We start from the raw sequence: 20935 nt of genomic DNA on the forward strand, positions 1-20935 counted from the left end.
TTATTGTTTAATGATAAAACAAACACCTTATTAAACTAACCTGCGCAGTTAGTTCAATAAGCAAAAGTGCTGTTTATACAACTTAATCATCTTTAACTACAGCATTTAATTAAATTACCCTAAATTTAAGACTCAATATTTTTTAAATATCTTTACAAGCCCAAGCATCAATTTCTACTTTATATACTGGCGCAGCTAAAGCAACTACATAAATCATTGTCGTGCAAGTGAGATGTTCACCTAAAAAGTCCCCTATAATAGCTCTTCTTCTCTCTGCTTCAAAGTCACCCACTAAATAAAAAACCATTTTCGTCAAATCACTAACTTGCATATTAGCAGATTCCAGATTTCTTTTTATGTTGTCCAAAGCTACCTGCAATTGCTCTAAGGGATTCTCTGGTACTGTTCCGTCCACTTCCATTCCTAATTGACCCGACAATGTGAGCCACTTACTAGCCTGTAACCTCTATTTGGTGTATGTACGGTGCTACGGGTGTATGTACAGTTTCTGGATTTCTTGATATTTTCAACCTTTATCTCCCCTTTGTTTTTTCATTTCCTCATTATTCATAATATTTTGACATCATTTTCTCTTTTGAGTAAATATACACAAAAAACATAGTGTCTCTTATTAAACTAAACTGCTCGTAGTCACAATAAGTTCAACAAAAAAGGGTTAAAACTTATAAGAATGACGCCTTCTAAAGATTAATCTACTTCAATTTTTCAATTGATGTTAGGGATATTTTTTCTGTTAATCCCAAATTATCTGTTTCAGCTTCTAACTCTTTTTCATCAAATGGACCAAAAACTTGATGATTATTTACATCAATAATCCAATATGAAATTTCTTTATTAGAAAGCTTTTCAGGTGGCTTTTCATAACCGTTTTCATCAACCACTAATACTATTTGTTTAGTAACTATATAATCTTTGTTCCACCAAACATCTGTCACTTTAGCTGGAACATACAAATAATTTACAATTGTTTCATCATCAGATTGTACAGGCTTATCTCCATAGATTGCGATTTGATGAGCTGATAGTCGGTCAATTCGATATCCATTTTCTAAATCGATTGTATAATCAGCCATCCCAGCACAGCCAGTTAAAAATAAACATAGCAATATTAGTATTACTTTTTTTATCAGAATCACACACCTCTCAAATATGTAACGACATATTTGACAGTGGGTTTCATTTCCAATCTTAATGAAAACAGTTTTTTTAATGCTTCAACTGTGGCTGAAAAAAGTTTTGAGTAGGGAGTTTCACAGCAAAGTAAAGCGTTTGAGAAGTTGATAAACCCACCAACATCTCGTGACACTCCACTCAAGTGGAATGTGTTGCAAAGCTTGTGTTAAACAATAAATAATAATGAAGAAGGACGTCTTGAGAATTCTCTAGGCGTCTTTTAGAAGCAAAACAGGCGTCTCCTAAAACTAAGAGACGCCTGTTTTGTATATTATTTTTCTATGTAATGCACAGCTCCAGCTGCCTGGTGGATGACGGACGGTCCAGAAAAATCAACACCTTAACCAGTAATCCAGGATTTAAAAGATTTTTAAACGTTAAGTTTTTAACTTTAATACGAAAGATCTTTGAAACGTAAACTTTGGACTTTTATCTTTAATCTTTGAGCTTTTACCTCAGATTATTAAACTATCCATTTTGTAGTAAGACATGTTTCAGGTTTTAACTCGCACACATGTCTTGAAGCGCGAGCGACTTTTCGTTTTCCGTTTTCGCTAGGCCATGCATATTTAACTAAGCTTTCACTTCAATAAATGTCGTCGCGTTTGATTCCGATAATACAGCGTCAACCTCTGACTCGAATTCTTCAATTCGATTACTTAACGTCTCTATTTTCTTTTTAACATTCATCGGATCAATTAATTCATACTCGTTTCTTTTCATAAAAGTGTCTGTATGTAATTTGACTTCCTCTGGAGATTGTTTATCTTTATTTCCTAATATATTAACTAAATATGTTTCTAGCTTTGCTGGAAGCGCATCATTTTCTTTAGCAACCGTATTTATCGCTGAACGATACTGCTGTTGCATGACTTCTAACAGTTCCTTTTCATATTGAATGGACTGTTTGCGTTCAATTGCTTCTGCTACAGTCATTTCTTCTTTTCCTACTATTACTTTTGTTTTAGCATTGGATTCTACAACTAGTGCCTTAATTTGATTGCGATAATCAATTAAGCTAACTACTTTATCGAATGAGGCTTGCATTTGCTTTTCATATTCTTGAATCTCTACACCATTAATTTTGCTATTGCTTTTACGATTAGCTAACACTGAACTCACTTCATTCGTTGCTGCTTCGATACGGTGATTTAGCATCTTTAATTCTGTTAATGCACGATGAATCGATAATTTTTTATACTCTGGCATGTGATAATCTCCTCATAAATTAGTAATCCTAGCTAGTGTTCTTCTATTATATATAGATAAAAATCCAAAGTCCAAATATTGCTATCTCAAATAGTATTTGATTTTATGTTTGCTTATCTGTATAATATCATTCTAGGTGCCAAACCTATGTGACTTGGACGGAACATCCTTGTCACGCAAAAAACGCCATAACAGCACGGATTTGCTGGGCGTTTTTTGTTTTATGAGCGGGAAGATGAGCCCCGCTCTTTTATTTTGCCCAAAATTAGACATTGCGCAAAAACTTCCGAGCCGAGCAATTACATCGTCTACTCTTCAATTCTTCAGCTTACCCGAGCGACCCCGCTTTAAGGATAATATTTACATCGTCATCGGTCCCTTATTTTTATTCCGCCCAAATACTAGCAAAACAATGGCTATAGCTAGCAAAAGCAACGCCATTAATAAAAGAAAGCTGTAATTTACATATTCTAAATAAACGCCTCCTAAAAATGGCCCTGTTAAGCTACCAATACTAAGGGCAATGCCGCAAAGAAGATTTCCTGTTGGTAGTAGCTCCTTTGGTGTTAAATCAGCCATATAAGTAATGCCTAATGAAAACATCGATCCGACTAATGTTCCTGTAAAGAAAAACGCGACCGCTACTGCCATTTGTGAATGCTCTAAAAAACTGGCAATCCCAAAAATAGCAGCCCCTCCAAACGAGCCAATCATCAAGACATAGCGTCGTCCTATTTTATCAGCTATTGCACCAAGCGGCACTTGCGTTACAATTCCACCAAATGTAAAGACTGATAAAATAATAGGAATCATATTCACGTCAAAGCCTTTACGCAAAGCATATACAGGGAACAAAGCATTTAATGAAGACTCTAAAAAACCATAAACAAATGGCCCTAAAAATGCAATCCACCCAAATACAATGGCCATTTTATAACGATGCCAGCCCCTCGCATGTAGGTCTCCCGTTAAACGCTCTGGCTTTTCATTTTGTAAAAGGAATACAAAAGCCCATGCAAATAAGCACATAATTGAAGAAATAATAAACGGTAATGCCTCTGAAACTTGTATAAGTTTCACCATCAAAGGTCCGACTGCGAAGCCTGTACTAAAGGACAAGCCATAAATAGCCATACTCTTTCCTAAGCTTCTATGATCTGTGGTGCTTGTAATCCACGTTTGTGTTGCAAAGTGTAATGCATGGTCCCCCACACCAATAACTAAGCGGAGGATAAACCAAAAGGTCACACTCTTCCATAAAGGAAAAGCTAACAGCGAAACGAAGACAAGCGCCCCGCCAATTAAAATAATAGGTTTGTAGCCCCATTTTCGTAATGGCTGCTCGATAAATGGTGAGATTAATAAAGTTCCTATGTATAAACCTGTTGCATTCAATCCATTCAACGCAGAGGAAACTCCATCATGTTCGAAAATAATTGAAATTAGCGGTAAAAGCATCCCTTGTGAAAAGCCTGAAATAGATACAATTAACACTAAAATGGCAAATCTTTTTTTGCTGTAATCTGAGAAGTATGTCATCTTTTCCTCCAACATCAAATCAATCTTCCAAATAACAGCATATCAAAAAGCCTTAGCGCTCACCACATGTGATTTTACGCTAAGGCCTAACTAACACTTATCTCCATTTAATTGTATAAACACGAATTTCGGCTTTTTTATTGGCCGAGTACTTGTTTAAACTCCCTCCTTTTCGAGTTAGAGTTTTTTTGACCTTTTAAATCAGCTCCTTTACTTTTTCTTAATATTAATTTAACACACACGTTCAATATTGTAAATATTCTGTCTATTGATTTTTGCAAAATAATCGCTAAGTCCTAGGCGTTTACCTAAACATTGAAATTTAGTCCCAAATCAGCTAAGATGGAGGGGATGAAATGAGGTGTATGTATGTCAAATCCAATCACTGATAAAAAACAGCAAATGAATTACTTAAAAGAACGTCTTGAAATGTTTTTAGAAGTTTTAGATGCCATTGATCCTGAAACAACTGAATTAGAGGATATTGATCGTTTAATTCAAATGATGGATGATCTAGAAGACAAAATGGAGCAATTTAATGCTCGTGAACAATAATTACTAATGAAGATAAAAGCAAGTGGAGGCTCTAATCATCCACTTGCTTTTTTGTTAGTAACAGTCCCAATTATATAGAACTTTACTAAAATCTTTACGTTTCAGCTCATCCTCTGTGATGAAAAAATTGCCGACCCCGACATCCCCCCACAGAATATGATCGCCTACACTGTCAATTTGCAGCAACAAAATTGTTGAATCTGTATAGTCACCATAAGCTCTTGGATCTTCTTGCGTAAAGAATGGGTATCCACCGATTTTATGACCTGTACTATTTAATGTTTCATAAAATGAGTCTACTAAATGATCATCTTCTTCTATATTAGCAAGAATCTTCGCATATCGTTTTTCACTTCTGAAGTCATTTGCTGATAATGGTTCATAGCCTGTTCCAAAGGACAATGCCATTTCTTTTTCCACTGGAAAGTATAATTCTTCTTCTTTCGCTTCAACAAATGAGAAATCTTGTATTAACTGTGATTCATCACTAACAATATGTTCGTGGAAAACAACGCGGAAGCCCTCCTGATTTTGACCATTTTCAAAATCCATCCCTAATACATCGTCGTAGCCATCAATATAAAGCTGCAAGATTCCCTCTTCAGGAAAGTTTGGTAAATGCTTCGGTACATCTGCAAAATTAATTTGAGCCAATAATTTTAATGGTCGCCCTTCTGGATTTTTCGGGTACTCCATTGCTAGCGGAAAATATGGATTGCCTTCAAACTTACTTTCAAATAAAGAAGTTTTTCGTTCTTCCGTTTCAACAAATACGGTAGGCTGTATCGTTTCCTCGATTACTGCCCTATATTGTTCAAATGCTTCAGGTAAATTAAGTAACTTCATACTGACCCCCCTTAAAGAAATTTTACATTTATTATAGAACAAACGTTCTTTTCTAGCAATCTTTATTCCGATGAAACTTGAATAAGGCAGGAAACTTACGTTAAATGGTAAAGATGATCAAGCAAGAGCATAAATCAAGTGCTTTTCGTAGTTTGATCTAGCCGGTTCTTGATTTGATCGGCTTCGCTTCAAAACTGATCGGCTTGGCCTCCCAAAACTATTTACCTTCTGGACGATTCGATTGGCTGGACTCTTAATGACCAGCCTCCCGAGAAAATGTATTCGATTCCTACTATATTCGTCTTAAGATATTATTTATTCCCCTGCTTCCATTACCTTATTAAAACCTTAACAATAGATCGGTTTACATAATTTCACATTAAAATGACCTCTTTTTAAGAATAGACCTTTAATTCTGACCGCAATGAGTTGAACTCTTTTTTTCATTAGTTGAAAAGAGTATAATGTAACGTGGAAATAATCAAATTTTCTATGGGGGGCAATACTAAATGAATATCCAAACTTTGGAGAAAAGTCTTTACGATTTAATTACTGAAACATCTACTAATCTACCAAAAGACGTACGTCGTGCAATTAAGAAAGCTAAAGAAGCTGAGAATGCTGGTACTCGTGCTGCAATGAGCTTAGACACAATCTCAAATAATATTATTATGGCAGAAGATAATGTATCACCAATCTGTCAAGATACTGGTCTACCAACATTCAAAATTTATACTCCTGTTGGTGTAAACCAATTAGAAATTAAAGAAGCTATTAAAAAAGCTATTAACGATACTACAGCAGATGCAAAATTACGTCCAAATGCGGTTGATTCTTTAACAGGCGCAAACAGCGGTAATAACCTTGGTGACGGTCTTCCTGTTATGAAATTCGAACAATGGGAAAAAGACTATATTACAATCAAATTAATCCTTAAAGGTGGCGGCTGTGAAAACAAAAACATTCAGTATAGCCTACCTTGCGAGCTTGAAGGTCTTGGCCGCGCTGGTCGTGATTTAGATGGTATCCGTAAATGTATTATTCACTCAGTATACCAAGCACAAGGACAAGGCTGTTCAGCTGGCTTCATCGGTGTAGGTATCGGTGGAGACCGCTCTTCTGGTTACGACTTAGCGAAAGAACAATTATTCCGTCATGTGGAAGATACAAATCCAAATCCTGATCTTGCTAAATTAGAAGACTATGTAGTAAAAACTGCTAACACATTTGGTATCGGTACAATGGGCTTCGGTGGTGAAGCAACATTACTTGGCTGTAAAATTGGTGTTATGCACCGTATCCCTGCATCATTCTATGTATCAGTAGCTTATAACTGCTGGGCTTACCGTCGTATGGCAGTGGACATCAACCCTCAAACTGGTGAAATTATTAATTGGCATTACCAAGAAGGTGAAAAAATCACATTTAAAGAAGATGAAGTTGCAGCAACAACAGAAGATACTTCTACAGATGTAGTAGAACTTACTGCACCAATTACTGAAGAACAAATTCGCTCTCTAAAAGTGGGTGACGTTGTTTCAATTACTGGTCGTATGTATACTGGCCGTGACGCCATCCACCATCACTTAATGAGCCATGATGCTCCAGTTGATCTTAATGGACAAGTTATTTATCACTGCGGCCCTGTAATGGCAAAAGACGAAGAAGGCAACTGGACAGTAAAAGCAGCTGGTCCAACTACTTCTATTCGTGAGGAGCCATACCAAGGTGACATCATGAAAAAATTCGGTATCCGCGCTGTAATTGGTAAAGGCGGTATGGGACCAAAAACACTTGCTGCATTAGAAGAGCACGGTGGCGTTTACTTAAATGCAATCGGTGGTGCTGCACAGTATTACGCAGACTGCATCAAAGGCGTTGAAGGTGTTGACCTAATGGAATTCGGTATTCCAGAAGCGATGTGGCACCTAAACGTTGAGAAGTTCACAGCTGTTGTAACAATGGACTCACACGGTAACTCACTACATGCAGACGTAGATAAATCATCCCTAGAAAAACTTGCACTACATGCAGAACGTGTTTTCTAATCGGGAAAATTTCTTTTATAAAACGTTACATTGATAAGTAGTAATGTTTTTAAGCTATGGCGATAGCAAGGAATGCAAGCATTCCTTAAGAAAGGCATTTTCACTGCACAAATTTAAAAAGCACAGAATATTCCTATGAATAACTGTGCTTTTTCTTATGTTCAAAATTATTTCAAAATACATCAATTAACCCCCATATCAATATTCTTGGACTACTTCTATCCCCTTTTATTAAAAATCCCTTCAAATTTCTTACTTTCTTTTTTTAAATTCCTTTGTTATAATAATTCTAAATTAAGAAGGGATTGATTGAAATCTATTTTCAATTAGAAGCAGTGTATACACATTGATTTATATAGGTTTTGATATTGATTTTCATTATCAGGAGGGATACAAGTGGAAAAGATTAATCGAGAAAATATAAGTTTAATTGAGAAAATCAAGGAACATGCTGAATTAATCGCTGCCCTTATAGCAGGTTTGTTTATTTTGCTTGCATGGCGTTTAGATACGAACGGGCAAACAACAGCTTCTATTATTTTATATATTGTTGCATTTTGTGTTGGTGGGTTCGCTAAAGCTAAAGAAGGTATTGAAGAAACCATTGAAAATAAGGAGCTTAACGTTGAGTTATTAATGGTATTAGCTGCAATCGGTTCTGCAGCAATCGGTTATTGGACAGAGGGCGCTATTCTAATTTTCATTTTCGCTGTAAGTGGCGCTCTTGAAACATACGCAATGAATAAAAGTCATCGTGAAATTTCTGCACTCATGAATTTACAACCCGAAGAGGCTTGGCTTGTTCGCGGTAATTTTGAACCAATGAAAGTTTCTGTCTCTACATTACAAATCGGAGATCACCTACTCATAAAACCTGGTGAACGTGTACCAGCAGACGGAATAATCTTTAAAGGACAGTCTTCTATCGACGAATCTGCGATAAGCGGCGAGCCTCTGCCAGTGGCAAAACATGAAGGCGACGAGTTATTTGCAGGTACAGTGAACTTAAATGGTGCCATTACGATGGAAATGACAAAACCAAACTCTGAAACACTATTCCAAAAAATTATCCAACTTGTACAAAGTGCTCAGAGTGAAAAATCACCTTCTCAACAGTTTATCGAAAAATTTGAAGGTACTTACGTAAAATTTGCACTACTCGCTGTTGCGCTAATGATGTTTTTACCCCACTTCGTACTCGGCTGGGACTGGACAACAACTTTCTATCGCGCAATGGTCCTTCTAGTAGTTGCTTCTCCATGCGCACTTGTTGCCTCCATAATGCCCGCAACACTCGCAGCCATTTCAAATGGCGCAAAACACGGTGTGCTATTCAAAGGAGGCTTACATTTAGAGCATCTAGGCGCATTACGTGCACTAGCAGTAGATAAAACAGGTACTTTAACACAAGGTAAACCAACTGTTACTGATTTTATTGTTCGAGAAGGATTAGACCGAGAAAACACACTGGCAATCCTTGCAGGTATTGAAGCACAATCAAACCACCCTCTTGCTCAAGCAATTACTTTATTCGCAAGAAAAGAGGGTATCACAAAGTTTCCACAAACCACTATTGAAGATATCCCAGGTTGGGGTATTAAAGGTTACGTTAATGAAATAGAGTATCTTGTTGGTAAACCAGACTTTGTTGGATTAGACGAGGCAAATGAATTCGCAAATAGCGTAGCAGAAAGCCTTGCCTCAGAAGGAAAAAGTGTTATTTTCATGCGTGACAAAGATGGTATCGTTGCATTAGCAGCCTTAAAAGATACCGTTCGTAGTGAAGCAAAAAAAGCAGTGTCATTATTAAAAGAGCTTGGTATTAATGTAGTCATGTTAACAGGAGACAACGAGAAGACAGCAAAGGTTATTGCCAAAGAAGCAGGCGTGACAGAGTATGTTGCTGAATGTCTTCCTGAAACAAAAGTGACTGAGATGAAACGACTTCTTTCTCAACATAAATTTGTAGGGATGGTCGGTGATGGTATTAATGATGCACCCGCATTAGCAACTGCAACTACCGGAATTGCTATGGGAGAAGGAACAGATGTAGCTTTAGAAACAGCAGATGTCGTTTTAATGAAAAACGACTTATCAAAAATTGCCTATGCAGTACGTTTATCACGTAAAATGCAACGCATCGTTAAACAAAACATTTTCTTCTCAATCGGCGTTATCGTTTTATTAATTGCCTCAAACTTTTTACAAATTGTCGATTTACCTCTAGGAGTAATCGGACATGAAGGAAGCACCATTTTAGTAATTTTAAACGGCTTACGTATGCTTAATAAAAACATCTAAAACAAACAGCCTCGTATCACAAAGCGTGATACGAGGCTGTTCTTTTCGATATTCCTAACTTTTCGTTCATGTCTTCTGCTTCATGAGTTCCTTTTGCAATACTTTTTTCTGCATCGTCGCATTTAATATTCCACCAAAAATTAAAATAATCCCCGTGAAATATAGCCAAAGCATTAAAATAATAACGCCTCCAATACTGCCATATGTAGAGGAAAAATTAGCGAAATTATTAATATAAAAAGAGAAAGCAAATGTTACTGTCACCCAGGCAAGAGTTGAAAACAATGCCCCTGGCCAAACGCCCATTATCTTCAATCGAGGATTTGTATTTGGAACAAATCTATATACCCCCATTAAAACAATAAAAATAAGCAGCGGTGGTATTGACCAACGCATTCTATACCAGATGATTTCAAATTGCTCCTCAATGCCAACTATCGAAAATAAGAAATGCCCTACATGTTGCCCAAAAATCGGTAAAAGTAGAGCGACAGCAATCACAACGACAAATGCTAAGGTGAAAACTAGGGATAATCCTCGATCCAATAGAGTAGCCCTAGTTTCTGTATCATAGGCCTTATTCAAGGCTCTAATTAATGCATTAATCCCCTTGGACGCAGACCAAATTGTTCCAAGCACCCCTACGGATAATAAACCACTATTTCTATTTGTTAAAATTTCATTTAACGTATTTTCAACAAGCCTATATACCTCGTCCGGCATTATGTTCACTAGAAATGAATACACTTGCGTCGTCTTCAAATTCAAATACGGTAGTAGTGTAACTAGAAAAATTAATAGCGGGAAAAAAGACAGTAAAAAGAAATAAGCCAATTGCGCCGCAAGAGCTGATATTTCCACTCGCCGTAAGCGTAGCACTAAATCTTGCATAAAGCCTCTTGATGTCATCACATCTACAGTGTCTTCTTCTGGTGAGACAAATGATTTCACCACACCAACTGCTGAATGTATCGATGCTTTTTTCTTCTCCATTCAAATCCCCTCCCGAACGACAACTATTCTTTATTAGGTAAAGCAAAGGCTGATTTCGTATCATTAATCATGCCTTCGATTGTGGAAGGTAATTCTTTAAATTCATCAACTTTATCAATGATCGAGTTGACATTTTCTGAAACATTTTCACACATCACTTTAGCAGCCAGCACCTTTTCCTCAACCAGTACTTGTAATTCCTCTCGATTAGCTGCATAATACGATATTGCTTCTTTCATTTTTTTCGTTGAAGCAATTGTTTTTTCACGCGTTGAACGGTCTAACATGCTTAATGCAGCACCTACTGTGGCACCAACTACGATGGATGCTAATAATTTACTTCGTCCCATATTAAATACCTCCTGCTTGATAAGCGTATATTCCTTAAGGATAATTAAGACTCATCACCAAAAGTTAAGTATGATTTACGTATGCCTTTATATATAAGTGGAGTGAAGACTGAGCGACTTACGCTTTCGTACAGCCCCGATGCGCATCGTCCAAACAGAAATCAACCACAGCTATGGTGGTGAACCATAATTAAACTGTTACTGCCCTTATTCTACCCAATAACAGTCTATTTTTAAAGCAATGCCCAAATACGTGTTGACATTTTTTTTATTCAATGAAATGATATTTTCGAGGATTACGAAAGGTAGGTTTAAATAATGGATTTATCGGTACCGTCAAAAGAAAACGTTATTTATATGGTTGATCAAATGAAAGATAAGCTTCGCATGGTTAATGTTGATGCGATGAAATCGGAAAATTTCGATGAAGCTAACTACGAAGACCTAGTCTATTTATACGAAATGATCATGAAGCGCGATACATTTAGCCCAAGCGAGATGCAAGCAATCGTTGCTGAATTAGGATCTTTACGTAAATAAATAGGGTTTTGTAAATAAAAAGCTATTAGCAATGCAGGCACCAAAGCCGTTTGCTAATAGCTTTTTTCTATTTAGTATTTTTTACGGCAGAACCATCCTCAGTGACAAGTGGTTGTATCAACACTTCTACACGACGATTTTTCGCACGTCCTTCTTTAGTATCATTTGGCGCAACGGCACGATTCTCACCGAAACCTTGTGTACTAAAGTTTCGATCATCTAAATTCGAGTTACTCTGCAATAAAATTTCCGCGAAGTTCACTGCACGCATCGCTGATAGTTGGAAATTAGAAGAAAAGTTTGGACCTGCTGGAACATTATCCGTATGACCAGTAATAATAATATTTCGTGGTGGATTAGATACCAATACATCTGCAAGCTCTTTAGCTATTTGCCTATATTCTGGTTTAATCTCAGCTTTCCCTGGATCGAACAGGATACTATCACGAATTGTAACAAGTAAACCCTCATCAGTCATCTCTGTTGCGAATTGACCTTCCATTTCATGAACAGCGATGAAATTATCTACACTATCTTTAATTTGAGCTAACTCCTGCTGATCCTTTAAGTAAGCCGAATTTTGCTGCGTTTTTGGTGTTTGGTCACTTTCTGCATTCGGACTTTCTAACGGTGCAGGCTGCTCTAAAAAGCTTGTACCACCATCAAACACCTGATTAAACACCGCCGACATTCTATCTAGCTTCTCTTGGTCTACTGAACTAGAGGCAAACAGTACAATAAACAATGCTAGTAACAGCGTTAAAATATCCGCATATGGCACTAACCAAGACTCATCAACATGCTCTTCATGCTTTTTTTTCTTAGCTTTCCTTGCCAAGGCCGTCCGCCCCGCTTTCATTCGAAATTTGACGACGTTCTTCCATCGTTAAATAAGAAGATAGTTTTTGTTCGATAACACGAGGTGCCTCCCCTTCTAAAACTGAAAGGATACCTTCGATCATCATGCGTTTTTGTTTTACTTCTACAGCAGATTTACGTTTTAATTTATTGGCAAATGGATGCCATAATACGTAACCTGTAAAAATACCTAATAATGTTGCCATGAAGGCTGCTGAAATGGCATGCCCTAATTTATCTATATCGTTCATATCTGCTAATGCGGCAATTAACCCTACTACCGCACCTAGTACCCCTAAAGTCGGGGCATATGTACCTGCTTGCGTGAAGATTGCAGCACCACTAGCATGACGTTCTTCCATCGCTTCGACTTCTTCTGTCAAGACATCACGAATATAGTCAGCATTTTGACCATCAATTGCTAGTGTAAGTCCATTTTTTAAAAACGGGTCTTCTACTTCTGAAGCTTTACTCTCAAGCGCTAAGAGACCTTCACGACGAGCCAAATCTGCCCATTGTGAAAACATCTTAATAATTTCAATATCACCTGCTAATTTTGTTTCTTTAAAAAGAATTTTAAATAGCTTTGGTACACGCTTTAACTCCTTCATAGGGAAGGCAATTGTTACTGCGGAAATTGTACCGAAGATGATAATTAGAATAGCTGCTGGGTTATAAAACGCACTTAAGTTTACACCCTTCAGCACCATTCCTGTTAATAGCGCGATAAACGCTAAAATTATCCCTACTACCGACGACAAATCCATTTTCAAACCTCCAAATCTACTATCACAATGTTATTTTCGTCTAATTTTCCATATTTTAAATATAGTATAAATGTATTTCACATTTTTTTCGATGTAATAATTACTTTTTATTCACTTTTCGACCATTTTTGATTATATTGAATTAAGAATAATACACTAAATTGTCTTTATTTGAAAAAAGTTAAGAATTTGTTATTATCCTTCGACACAAAATTACTAAAATATGTTGAGATTGTCTGTAAAATAGGAGTAAATAATCAAAAAAATCCACACTTCCATTTAAGTAATTCGACTGATGATTAAAAACGAGTTCAGATAATTACTAAAATATCATATAAAAATAATGAAAAAACAGTTTAATGTCGATTTATCAAACAAAAAACATTTTCACACTCGCTATGAAAACGCACCGAAAGACTCATTTGATTTCTCCACATATTTAATCAATTTTACCCCGGCATAATTGCGCCTAGATTCGGCTTTATGCTTGCACAAAGAACTCCTTTCACCAACTAAAGACCGAGACTAATGTGACGCTTCTCTTTTGTGATAAAACAATTACTAATTGAAGTTAAATTATATAATAGGCAAATTGTTGCGCTAATGCTGGGTAAAGACTAGAAATTGTTTTGAAAAAAACAGTAGTACCACACCAATCACCAATTTCATAGTGGTATAGAGGCTGGGATGGAAACGTTCTTTGAAGAGTTATTGAAGATTGAGTTCAACAGAAGTTTGACACATAACTTTATAATCATTAATGGGCAAATTAATATATAAACCTTTGTCGATTACAGGTATAAAGAATCTGTTTTCAACATTAAATACTGGACAATTTAAGTAATTTATCCCTACTAATAATAGTCTAGACTAGGTATGTTATGGATGTCATAAATTCTCCTTAGATTTTCCTAGTAACCTATTGTATAATTACTTTAGATAATATTGTAGATTATTTTAGTAGAGGGGAGCTTTTATTATGTTCATTACGACTGTACTAGGCTTTTCAGCCGTTTTACTAATTTCATTGGGATTCTTCATCCACTACCTACAAGTCGGTTTAGATACTAAGTCTTCAGTAACTGTAGATCCAAAACCAAATGAAAAATTTTAATTTCGTTGAAAGAGGCTGGGACAGAACTCGGTTATATTGAAAAATAGCGATAATGGGTAATAACTTTTTCACTTCACTGAGTTAAATATTCCTTCCTAAATCAAAAAAATGTTAGGCCGTGTGCATCTCGGTCTAACATTTTTTCTTTTTGTATCAGCCTCTTTTTTTATCGTCTGGCAGTTGTCACTGATTTTTAATTATTTTGATTTACTAAATAAATTATCAAACTTCTTTTTTTTTCAAGAAATTGCGCGAATATTGTCATTATTATTTGCATATTCATCATTTTGCTCTAAAATATTTTATTAGGGAAGGGAGCAATCTTTCATGACAATGTTACAAGATATTCTAAAGTTTAATGAAGATTTCGTTCAAGAAAAAAAATATGAGCCTTTTATTACTACAAAGTATCCTGATAAACGTATTGTTGTTTTATCTTGTATGGATACTCGACTTGTAGAGCTGTTACCTAAAGCTATGAATTTGCGTAATGGCGACGTTAAGATCGTTAAAAGTGCTGGTGCATTAGTTAGTCACCCTTTTGGTGCGATTATGCGTAGTTTACTTGTAGCTGTTTATGAACTACAAGCAGATGAGGTATATGTTGTTGGACATTATGACTGCGGTATGAGTGCAGTTGACCCAGAAGCAATGCTAAGTAAAATGGTTGCCAGAGGGATTACCCCTGAAACTATCAACACGATAGAATACTCAGGTCTTGATTTAAAAGAGTTTTTACGTGGCTTTGGCGACGTATCAACAAGTGTAAAGAAAAGCATCGATACAATTCGTAATCACCCGTTAATGGTTAAAGATGTGCCTGTTCATGGATTAGTGATTGATCCTAATACAGGTCGCCTTGATTTAATTGTAGATGGTAATAAACAATAGTAAAAAAGAAGCGTCTAACTTTCATCTCTTTGAAAGTTAGACGCTTCTTTTTATTGGCCCTCTAAACGTGCATAAATATAATGATCCACCCATTTACCGTTAATATACAGCAGCTTTCTCAAAAGACCTTCACGCTGAAACCCAGCCTTTTCTAAGACTCGGATAGAAGCATTATTTTGTGTTGAAACATAAGCCTCCACTCGATGTAAGCCTACTTGCTCGAATGCAAATTGTACGACCATATTAACCGCCTCTGTCACGATCCCTTTTCCAACATAAATTTCATCCATCGCATAGCCCACAAACGCACTGGAATACGGTAAACGTTTTACTGCATAAATAGCTATATGTCCTATTAGATTATTTGTACCTGGCTCAAAGATACCGAAAGTAAATTCCCTTTTTGAGTCCATTAAATATAAGCTGTCTTGAATTTTTTTATATTGAGCATTAATTGTATAATATTCCGGTCGTTGTAACGGTTCATATGTAGACCAAAAGTATTTATTGCGACTTACGAGATCGGTTAAACTTTGTGCATCTTTTTCATAAAATGTGCGAATGTAGCATTTCCCACCTTGAATTGATACCACATTTTCACCCTTTTTCCTCAATAATCTCCAAATTTTAAGCACCATTTTCCACACTAACCTTCCGATAATTATCAATACATTTTAATGCCTGCGTTCATTCAATTTGTGGATCATCACCAAAACGTGTGGTTGATTTCCGTTCCGACCGGGCGCTTTCCTGGAGTCGCCAGTCTGAACGGGCTTATAGTAGACGTTTTAACAAAAGTCATCCGCAACTTCTGTTGATTAACCCAATTTATAGGGAAACCACCACTGAATTGAAGTTTTACTTTACCCCGCTTTAACGGTCAGTAAACAAAAATGTCTTCCCCGTTAAAACGGGATTCAGTTGACATAGTCGTCGATTAACTGACCGTAAAAGCCCGATTGGTTCAACTAACAATCAGCGGGTAAAACGCCCACTGATTGAAGTTTTACTTTATCCCGCTTTAACGGTCAGTAAACAAAAATGTCTTCCACGTTAAAACGAGATTCAGTTGACATAGTCGTTGATTAACTGACCGTAAAAGCCCGATTGGTTCAACTAACAATCAGCGGGTAAAACGCCCACTGATTGAAGTTTTACTTTATCCCGCTTTAACGGTCAGTAAACAAAAATGTCTTCCCCGTTAAAACGGGATTCAGTTAACATAGTCGTCGATTAACTGACCGTAAAAGCCCGATTGGTTCAACTAACAATCAGCGGGTAAAACGCCCACTGATTGAAGTTTTACTTTATTGTATGTAAAAAAAGATGCTGCTACAACTAAAACATATCGTCTTGTTGTTACAGCATCCCTAACATTATTTCATTTTTTGTTTTTGTTTTGATTTTTGTTTTTTAGGTTTTTCTTCTAACAATTCAAGGCTAGACGATTCAGCATCTTCTAAATGGGCTTTGCCTAATACATTCGTTAAATGAAGGCCTCGTTTTTGTGCCTCGCGTTCGATATGAGCTAGTGTTTCTTTTAGCACTTGTACACGGGCATATTGTTTATCGTCTCCTGGTATTAGAACCCATGGCGCATTTTTCTTATCAGTCTTCTCAAACATGTCATTCGCAGCTTCTATATACTGAGGTGTTTTTTCACGATTTCGCCAGTCTTCGTCTGTTAGCTTCCAAGACTTATATGGATCTTCCTCGCGTTCTTTAAAACGTTTAAGCTGTTCCTCATCAGATACTTGAAGCCAAAACTTAATAACAATATAATCTCCTGCTGTTAAAATCTTTTCGAAATTATTTATTTCTTCGTATGCACGAGACCACTCTTCTTTTGTTGCAAATCCTTCAATACGCTCAACTAATACACGACCATACCACGAGCGGTCAAAAATAGCGATTTGTCCATGCTGTGGCAGCTTTCTCCAAAAGCGTTGTAAATAATTGTAGCGCAATTCATGAGGCTGAGGTGCTGAGATTGGGTGTACAATATAGCCACGTGGATCAGCACGTTCAATGAGACGCTTAATAGCGCCACCCTTGCCAGCAGCATCCATACCTTCAAATACTAGAATTAGCCCAATCTTATTGTTTAATAAAAACTGTTGAGCATTTAACATTTCATATTGGAGTACTTTTAATTTCTTTTTATACATCTTCTTATCCAGTTTAACTGATAAATCTAGATCATTTAAATTTTGAGTCATTAAAACTTCACTCCTTACTTTTAATAATCCTATTGTACTAAAGAAACATATAAGTGCATATCCAAATGGTAAATTGTAGATAATTTTAGCGAAACAACACGATACATTGTTGGAAATTTCCGTTATAATGAAAATATAATGTGACAGTCCTATACTTATTTGTCTTTTCCCTATACAATTTAACACGAAGGGAGAGGAAAACATGCCTCGATTTTTTTTGATGACAATCACTTATATTGTCTCACTCATCCTAACCTTTTCATCCTATTTCATGAAAATAAACGGTCAAACTTCTTTAGAAATTTCAAATCGTTTTCCAGTAATATTTGCACCTTTTAATGTTAGTTATGTGATTTGGATTGTAGTTTACGTGTTACTTGGTTATTGGTTAGTAATGAATCTAAAAAAGACATCTATGAAACAGACTGTTCTCTTTAGTAGCATATGTATCATGCAGGCGTTAGCAATTGTGGTTTGGCATCACGAACTATTTATCGTATCCATTGTCAGTTCGTTTATTTTAGTACTGTATTTGTTTAAGTTGTACAAGACGTATCCTCTTAGCAATAATTCACCCATAGGTCGTTTACCCTTTTCGATTTACTTCGGATGGGTTACATTTAGTCTGATGACAAATGTAAGCTTTATGCTAACATCTTATCAATGGAATGGTTTTGGCCTTAGTAATCCACTTTGGGCAGTTATTTTACTAACAATTGGAGTAGCAATCGCGCTACATATTCGATTCCATTATTTTGATATTATCTTTCCAAGTGTATTTATCTGGTCCTATATTGGGGTCGCTTTACATAATGGTTTTGATGAGCTACTTGTCACAACAGCAGCCTTATTTTTATGTGGAGTTCTTCTTGTCGGTATATTATTTATTAAAAAAAATCCTGCCTACCAAAAATAAATTGGTTAGCAGGATTTTAACTTTTTTATTGTTCTTCAAGTGAAGTTAAAACAATTGGTTTGTCTTTCGTAACGATGATTGAATGCTCAATTTGAGCAACGAATGATTTGTCAGGCGTAACGAATGTCCATCCGTCACCAGCTTCTACAATATGCTCCGCTTTCGCTGAGATAAATGGCTCGACTGCAAGCACCATGCCCTCTTTCATAATTGTAGAATCCCATGCATCATAATAGTTTAAAATGTGGTTTGGCTCATCGTGTAATGAACGACCTAAACCATGACCTGTTAGATTCATAATCACTGTTAAATCATTTGCATATGCTTCACGTTCAACAGCTTTACCGATTTGGTTTAATTTTGATCCGGCTTTTACTTTTGTCATCGCACGATCGAAAGCACTTTTGGCTACGCGACATAGCTTTTCTTTATCCTCATAGCCTTCACCTACTACAAATGAAATTCCCGTATCAGCAAAGTAACCATTTAATGAACCAGATACGTCAATATTGACGATATCTCCTTCTTTAATCACTCGTTGACCAGGAATACCATGTGCAACTTCCTCATTAACACTAATGCAAGTGTATCCTGGGAAATCATACTCCCCTTTAGGTCCAGAAACCGCTCCTGCCTCAGCAAACATTCGGCCAGCGATTTCATCTAATTCAAGAGTTGTTACACCTGGTTTTGTAGCAGCCTTCATTGCCTCACGAATTTCAGCACAAATACGGCCAATTTTTTTAAAGGCTTCAATCTCTTCTTGCGTTTTTACAATCATTTTTAACGTCCCTTTCATCTAATATCTCTATTTAATATAACATAACTTTTTATACATAAAACGCTAAACGCTTTAAATATTATATGCCGTCATAAATTGTAAAGTGCTGAAAACAGGCTTATCTCCATAACGTGGAGTTGATTTCCGTTCCGGCTGGGCGCTTTGTAGCTGACGCTTCGCTTTCGCTACAGATAAAACATTGTTGCTGTCGCTTCGCTTTCGCACAGAGCAGGGCTTCCTGGGGGCGTCGGGGCAACAGGATGTTGGTCACGAAGGCGTTATCACAGGACGTGATGCTTTTAGCCTTCGTTCCTCTATATCGCTAATCCCCAAGGAGTCGCCCAGCCTCCACTCCAATCAACTTATTTACATGACATACATTTTAATATATGCAAGTCCTAACTAGCTAAAAAAGCAACAATCTTTCATTCAATTCAATAAAAATAAAGCCCTCCACTCATGTGAAGGGCAAAATAGTTATGATTTTCGTTGCATTAATTGAGGTGCTGCTGTAAATAACAGGACGCCGACAACTGCTGTTAAAATCGTTGCTGGTAGCATATATGTTCCATTATAGATAATTGAATAAATCCACGCATTTTGATCACCAGCATACTCTTTGAAAAATACAGCGCCTCCAATAGTATGTGCTGCATAACGTAAAAAGCCTGCTAATACAGTCCCTAAAATAATATAAAGCGCCATTTTCTTTTTGTTTAAATCTTTTGCAGCCTCAAGCACCGGTCGACGCACAACGGCCGCTAAGCCTACTACTGTAAAGGCAATGCCATAATCTAGCGTTCCTTGAAGCCAATGCACTATTGTAGCACCAAACATTGTTTGCATTACACCAATGAGTAAACCCGTTGTCATGCCTGGAATAAGGCCCCATCGGAATGCTATTAAAATTATTGGCACCATCACTAGACTAACAGAGCCTCCTTGTGCCCATACTTTAAAGGAAACCTGATCTAGCACAAGACCAATCGCTGCGAATATCGCAATCTCCACTAGCATTAAAAGTTTTTTACTGTCCAAAAATATTCTCTCCTTTGTTCCGATGTAGGATACAAGAGCAGGAATAGAAATCAGTTGGCAAATATGTCCCTACCTGGCATCAATAAAGATAAAAAAACGATGCCAGGACAGAGCCTCACATCGTAATAGTGTCGGTTTCTATCCACATCCCTACGCAAGCGTTAACTTACAGGTTCAAAGAGTCAAGGCATCACGTGCCCAGTCTCAGCTGACATCATCAGCCCCCCTTGTGGTCGTTACATCTTAATTTAGTTGAACAACCTCATTGTACGCAAACACTGTTATGATTACAACCTCTTCCACAAAATTTTTTGAAACTTTACTGTTTTTCATGCGTAAATATTAAAAAAGGAGGTACTACTATGGAGAACCAAAAAATTTTATCTGCCTTTAGTTATCTCAGTATTTTATTCGCACCGTTTATTGTGCCATTAATCGTTTACTTTGTTGCAAAAGATAGCGATGTAAAGAGTCACTCTATTCGAGCACTAATATCACATTTAATCCCAGTCGCTTTCGGAATTATTTTATTTGCCGTCTTTATCTTCTCAACTTTAACATTCAACAATCTTGACCCTGATTTAGGTAGTAATAAGTTTCTTATCATTTGGTTAGTTTCATTCGGAATTTACTTTCTTGTTTCAATAGGAGTTGTCATCTGGAACATTATACAAGCTGTTCGCGTTGTCCGATAAGTTTCATTCCAATCTCACCTTGAACGGAAAGTACTAAAGGAGCTGTTATTTTGTGAAAGTATCTAAAGTTGTTAAAGTCGC

At 36.6% G+C, this 20935-nt stretch carries 21 protein-coding genes, 1 pseudogene and 1 riboswitch; of the genes and pseudogenes, 8 read left to right on the forward strand and 14 right to left on the reverse strand.

Annotated features, from left to right (window positions below):
* Positions 1 to 142: 142 nt before the first annotated feature.
* The 4 genes and pseudogenes from MWJ95_RS20605 to MWJ95_RS20620 all read right to left on the reverse strand — a co-directional run bounded on the left by MWJ95_RS20605 (position 143) and on the right by MWJ95_RS20620 (position 3942).
* Positions 143 to 530 (reverse strand): annotated as a pseudogene (locus tag MWJ95_RS20605) (RidA family protein).
* Positions 531 to 713: 183 nt separating this feature from the next.
* Positions 714 to 1127, reverse strand: a complete 414-nt coding sequence (locus MWJ95_RS20610) for a DUF3997 domain-containing protein (protein WP_249107132.1) — start codon at positions 1125 to 1127, stop codon at positions 714 to 716.
* A 640-nt stretch (positions 1128 to 1767) separates the two neighbouring features.
* Complete coding sequence (locus MWJ95_RS20615; RefSeq protein WP_249075527.1) at positions 1768 to 2403, reverse strand: hypothetical protein; 636 nt, start codon at positions 2401 to 2403, stop codon at positions 1768 to 1770.
* A gap of 360 nt (positions 2404 to 2763) precedes the next feature.
* Complete coding sequence (locus MWJ95_RS20620) at positions 2764 to 3942, reverse strand: MFS transporter (RefSeq protein ID WP_249075526.1); 1179 nt, start codon at positions 3940 to 3942, stop codon at positions 2764 to 2766.
* Positions 3943 to 4311: 369 nt separating this feature from the next.
* Here MWJ95_RS20620 and MWJ95_RS20625 point away from each other — a divergent pair, with 369 nt between their 5' ends.
* Entirely contained in the window at positions 4312 to 4497 is a 186-nt protein-coding gene (locus tag MWJ95_RS20625; RefSeq protein WP_049668848.1) for an SE1561 family protein, read from the forward strand.
* 54 nt (positions 4498 to 4551) lie between these two features.
* On the opposite strand, the gene MWJ95_RS20630 is transcribed toward MWJ95_RS20625, so the two are convergent.
* Complete coding sequence (locus MWJ95_RS20630; RefSeq protein WP_249107133.1) at positions 4552 to 5343, reverse strand: YwqG family protein; 792 nt, start codon at positions 5341 to 5343, stop codon at positions 4552 to 4554.
* A 509-nt stretch (positions 5344 to 5852) separates the two neighbouring features.
* Between MWJ95_RS20630 and MWJ95_RS20635 the strand changes: the two genes are divergently transcribed.
* Together MWJ95_RS20635 and MWJ95_RS20640 are read left to right on the forward strand one after the other, a co-directional pair.
* The gene (locus MWJ95_RS20635; RefSeq protein WP_283164802.1) at positions 5853 to 7391 is read left to right on the forward strand and encodes a fumarate hydratase; all 1539 of its coding nucleotides are present in this window, start codon (positions 5853 to 5855) and stop codon (positions 7389 to 7391) included.
* A 396-nt stretch (positions 7392 to 7787) separates the two neighbouring features.
* Positions 7788 to 9692, forward strand: coding sequence for a heavy metal translocating P-type ATPase (locus MWJ95_RS20640; RefSeq protein ID WP_249075524.1), 1905 nt, complete (start codon positions 7788 to 7790; stop codon positions 9690 to 9692).
* A 66-nt stretch (positions 9693 to 9758) separates the two neighbouring features.
* Here the strand turns inward: MWJ95_RS20640 and MWJ95_RS20645 are convergent, their stop codons facing one another.
* Both MWJ95_RS20645 and MWJ95_RS20650 read right to left on the reverse strand, forming a co-directional pair.
* A complete protein-coding gene (locus MWJ95_RS20645) occupies positions 9759 to 10685 on the reverse strand; it encodes a YihY/virulence factor BrkB family protein (protein WP_249075523.1) in 927 nt (308 codons plus the stop codon).
* A 23-nt stretch (positions 10686 to 10708) separates the two neighbouring features.
* Positions 10709 to 11035 (reverse strand): YtxH domain-containing protein, encoded by a 327-nt coding sequence (locus MWJ95_RS20650; RefSeq protein ID WP_249075522.1) that lies wholly within the window; start codon positions 11033 to 11035, stop codon positions 10709 to 10711.
* Positions 11036 to 11353: 318 nt separating this feature from the next.
* Here MWJ95_RS20650 and MWJ95_RS20655 point away from each other — a divergent pair, with 318 nt between their 5' ends.
* A complete protein-coding gene (locus MWJ95_RS20655) occupies positions 11354 to 11575 on the forward strand; it encodes a DUF1128 domain-containing protein (RefSeq protein WP_249075521.1) in 222 nt (73 codons plus the stop codon).
* 67 nt (positions 11576 to 11642) lie between these two features.
* Here MWJ95_RS20655 and motB read toward each other — a convergent pair whose 3' ends face one another.
* Both motB and motA read right to left on the reverse strand, forming a co-directional pair.
* Complete coding sequence (motB, locus tag MWJ95_RS20660; RefSeq protein WP_249075520.1) at positions 11643 to 12413, reverse strand: flagellar motor protein MotB; 771 nt, start codon at positions 12411 to 12413, stop codon at positions 11643 to 11645.
* A complete protein-coding gene (gene motA, locus MWJ95_RS20665) occupies positions 12397 to 13200 on the reverse strand; it encodes a flagellar motor stator protein MotA (protein ID WP_249075519.1) in 804 nt (267 codons plus the stop codon). The genes motB and motA overlap by 17 nt, the downstream gene beginning before the upstream one ends.
* A gap of 979 nt (positions 13201 to 14179) precedes the next feature.
* Between motA and MWJ95_RS24545 the strand changes: the two genes are divergently transcribed.
* Entirely contained in the window at positions 14180 to 14314 is a 135-nt protein-coding gene (locus MWJ95_RS24545; RefSeq protein WP_283164800.1) for a hypothetical protein, read from the forward strand.
* A gap of 327 nt (positions 14315 to 14641) precedes the next feature.
* Complete coding sequence (locus MWJ95_RS20670) at positions 14642 to 15205, forward strand: beta-class carbonic anhydrase (RefSeq protein WP_249075518.1); 564 nt, start codon at positions 14642 to 14644, stop codon at positions 15203 to 15205.
* Positions 15206 to 15255: 50 nt separating this feature from the next.
* Here the strand turns inward: MWJ95_RS20670 and MWJ95_RS20675 are convergent, their stop codons facing one another.
* Together MWJ95_RS20675 and MWJ95_RS20680 are read right to left on the reverse strand one after the other, a co-directional pair.
* Positions 15256 to 15843, reverse strand: a complete 588-nt coding sequence (locus MWJ95_RS20675; protein WP_249075517.1) for a GNAT family N-acetyltransferase — start codon at positions 15841 to 15843, stop codon at positions 15256 to 15258.
* A 738-nt stretch (positions 15844 to 16581) separates the two neighbouring features.
* On the reverse strand, positions 16582 to 17424 hold the full coding sequence (locus MWJ95_RS20680; protein WP_249075516.1) for a polyphosphate kinase 2 family protein: 843 nt from the start codon (positions 17422 to 17424) through the stop codon (positions 16582 to 16584).
* 202 nt (positions 17425 to 17626) lie between these two features.
* Here MWJ95_RS20680 and MWJ95_RS20685 point away from each other — a divergent pair, with 202 nt between their 5' ends.
* The gene (locus MWJ95_RS20685) at positions 17627 to 18340 is read left to right on the forward strand and encodes a hypothetical protein (RefSeq protein ID WP_249075515.1); all 714 of its coding nucleotides are present in this window, start codon (positions 17627 to 17629) and stop codon (positions 18338 to 18340) included.
* 25 nt (positions 18341 to 18365) lie between these two features.
* Here the strand turns inward: MWJ95_RS20685 and map are convergent, their stop codons facing one another.
* From map to thiT, 3 genes are all read right to left on the reverse strand, one after another.
* Complete coding sequence (map, locus tag MWJ95_RS20690; RefSeq protein ID WP_249075551.1) at positions 18366 to 19121, reverse strand: type I methionyl aminopeptidase; 756 nt, start codon at positions 19119 to 19121, stop codon at positions 18366 to 18368.
* 72 nt (positions 19122 to 19193) lie between these two features.
* Complete coding sequence (locus MWJ95_RS20695; protein WP_249075514.1) at positions 19194 to 19346, reverse strand: hypothetical protein; 153 nt, start codon at positions 19344 to 19346, stop codon at positions 19194 to 19196.
* Positions 19347 to 19598: 252 nt separating this feature from the next.
* Positions 19599 to 20159: an energy-coupled thiamine transporter ThiT gene (gene thiT / locus MWJ95_RS20700; protein WP_249075513.1), complete on the reverse strand. Its 561-nt coding sequence runs from the start codon at positions 20157 to 20159 to the stop codon at positions 19599 to 19601.
* Between the two features lie 130 nt (positions 20160 to 20289).
* Positions 20290 to 20397, reverse strand: a riboswitch (TPP riboswitch).
* Positions 20398 to 20521: 124 nt separating this feature from the next.
* Here thiT and MWJ95_RS20705 point away from each other — a divergent pair.
* Positions 20522 to 20854 carry a magnetosome magnetite crystal formation protein family gene (locus MWJ95_RS20705; RefSeq protein WP_249075512.1) on the forward strand — a complete coding sequence of 111 codons (333 nt, stop codon included), beginning with the start codon at positions 20522 to 20524 and terminating at the stop codon, positions 20852 to 20854.
* The last annotated feature ends 81 nt before the right edge of the window (positions 20855 to 20935 follow it).

It is taken from the genome of Lysinibacillus sp. Bpr_S20 (assembly GCF_023337835.1).
GTDB lineage: Bacteria > Bacillota > Bacilli > Bacillales_A > Planococcaceae > Lysinibacillus.